This is a genomic window from Micromonospora sp. ATCC 39149 (genome assembly GCF_000158815.1).
Classification (GTDB): Bacteria; Actinomycetota; Actinomycetes; order Mycobacteriales; family Micromonosporaceae; genus Micromonospora.
The window spans coordinates 1,635,109-1,637,357 of the sequence record NZ_GG657738.1 but is presented as its reverse complement, the minus strand read 5'-3'; the positions used below and the strand labels follow the sequence as shown (position 1 = coordinate 1,637,357).

The 2,249-nt window shown below is 77.4% G+C and carries 1 protein-coding gene and 2 pseudogenes; 1 reads left to right on the top strand and 2 read right to left on the bottom strand.

Features of this window, described 5'->3' with window-relative positions:
• A pseudogene (locus MCAG_RS06585) lies at positions 1 to 131 on the top strand (CDP-alcohol phosphatidyltransferase family protein); the annotation flags it as partial.
• Positions 132 to 151: 20 nt separating this feature from the next.
• On the opposite strand, the gene MCAG_RS06580 reads toward MCAG_RS06585, so the two are convergent.
• Positions 152 to 1,642: an NAD(P)/FAD-dependent oxidoreductase gene (locus MCAG_RS06580; protein WP_007072190.1), complete on the bottom strand. Its 1,491-nt coding sequence runs from the start codon at positions 1,640 to 1,642 to the stop codon at positions 152 to 154.
• 11 nt (positions 1,643 to 1,653) lie between these two features.
• A pseudogene (locus MCAG_RS06575) lies at positions 1,654 to 2,249 on the bottom strand (glycosyl transferase); the annotation flags it as partial.

Below are 2,249 nucleotides of genomic sequence, written 5' to 3'. Positions count from 1 at the left end.
CCGGGCTGATCGACCCGGACCTGACCGCCGGCACCATCACCATGGCCACCGCGGTCTGGGTGCTGCTGGCGGGCTTCGGGCTGGGCCAGCTGTTCTCCGCTGTCCGCCGCGCCCTCATCGAGGCCGGCTGACCCGCCGCCGGGCCCCCTCCCTACCCCCAGGCGGGGCCGATCTCGTCGGCGACGATCTGGGCGGAGAGGGTGACCATCGGCAGACCGCCCCCGGGGTGGCTGGAGCCGCCGACCAGCCACAGGCCGGCCGCCGGCCCCCGGTTCGCCGGCCGCAGCAGGCCGCCGGCCGTGCCGTAGATCGAACCGCCGGGCGCGCCGGTGGCGGCGTCCAGGTCGGCCGGGGTGCGGACCTCCCGGAACACCAGCCGGTCGCGGACGTCCACGCCGCGCTCGGCGAGCACGTCGAGGATCCGATCGGCGTACGCGTCGGCCAGGCCCGGCCGGCGCCAGTCCACCGCGCCCGTGGCGGTGCCGTGGCGGGGGGCGTTGACCAGCACGAACCACGCCTCGTGCCCGTCGGGGCGCACGGCCGGGTCGTCGGCCACGGTGACGAAGACGGTCGGGTCGGGCGCGGGCCGGGCCCGTACGCCCCGCCCGGGGTGGCCGAAGACCGCGTCGAACTCGGCGTCGTAGTCGCGCGGGAAGAACACGTTGTGGTGGGCCAGGCCGGAGTCGCCGGCCACCCCGAGCAGCAGCACGAAGCCGGCGAGGCTGCGGTCGGTGAGCCCGGCCAGCCGGCGCGGGCTGGGCAGCAGGTCCCGGTAGAGGGTCAGCGCGTCGACGTTGGCCACCACCACGTCGGCGGCCACGGGCGCGGCGACTCCGGCGAGGCGTACCCCGTGCACCCGGCCGCCCGCCGCGTCGATCCGGGTGACCGTGGCGCCGGTCTGCACGACCACGCCGAGGTCCAGGCAGCGGGTCAGCAGCGCGTCGGCGAGGGTGCCCAGGCCGCCGCGCAGGTACCAGCCGCCGAACGCCAGCTCGGCGTACGGGACGGCGACCAGCGCGGCCGGGGCCCGGCGCGGGTCGGCCCCGGTGTAGGTGGCGTACCGCTCCAGCAGCATCCGCAGCCGGGGGTCGGACAGGTGTCGGCGGCCCAGCCCGCGCAGGGTGCGGCCGGGGCCGATCGCGGCGAGGTCGCCCAGCCGCCAGGCCAGCGCGGCGAGGTCCAGCGGCGAGTCGACGGCCCGGCGCAGGATGTCCCGGTGCGAGGCGTCCCAGACCCGGGCGGCGCGTCGCCACAGCCGCTGCCAGTCGGCGGCGGCCCGGTCGCCGAACGCCGCGCCGACGCGGGCGGCGAACTCGGCCGGGTCGGCGCAGGAGTCGAGGGTGGGCCCGTCGCCGGGGAAGACGTGCCGGACGATCGGGTCCAGCGGGGTCAGGTCGAGGTACTCGTCGAGCTTCGCGCCGGTCGCCTCGAACAGGTCGTGGAAGACCTCCGGGAGGGTGAGCAGGCTCGGCCCGGTGTCGAAGTGGAACGACCCGGCCGGGGTGTCGTGGACGTACCGGCCGAGTTTGCCGCCGACCGTGCCGGCCCGCTCGAGGACGGTCACGTCGTGCCCGGTGGTGGCCAGCCGGGCGGCGGTGGCCAGCCCGCCCACCCCGGCACCGACGACCACGATCCGTGCCATGGCGTGCCCTCCTAGCTGACCGGGCGACCCCGCCAGGACAGGCGGCGTCGCTTCCGCAGATGGTACGACCGCGCGGTCAGCCAGCCGAGGACCACGACCGACACGGGGTGGCCGAGCGCGTCGGGCCACCACCGGCCGCCGGTGGCGTGGGCGCTGACCGCCCGCCCGGCCGCCCCGAGCAGCCAGGCCAGCGCCGCCAGGGCCGCGACGGTCGGGACGCCCGCGAGCAGGGCGGCCAGCGCGACCAGCGGAGGAGCGGTGTAGAGCAGCAGCAGCGCCACGACCACGGCCGCCGCCGCCCCCGGATGACCGAACGAGGCCCACAGCGACTTGGTGTAGCCGTCGCGCAGTTGCGGCCAGTCGTCGTACATCCGGCAGGTGGCCAGCCGGGAGCCGTCGGCGAGGGCGATCCGGCCGCCGGAGCGTTTGACCGCGCGGGCCAGCTCGATGTCCTCCAGCACCCGGTCGGCCACGGCGGTGTGCCCGCCGGCTGCGGCATAGCCGGCCCGGTCGACCACGAGGAACTGCCCGCCGGCCGCCGCCAGGGACGGCCGCGGCGAGCGCTCCATCGCCCGCAGCGGCAGGAAGGTCAGCCACAGCCACTGGA

Excerpts from the sequence above, each read along its gene's own strand:
- MCAG_RS06580 (WP_007072190.1), bottom strand. The coding sequence starts at position 1,642 with ATGGCACGGATCGTGGTCGTCGGTGCCGGGGTGGGCGGGCTGGCCACC.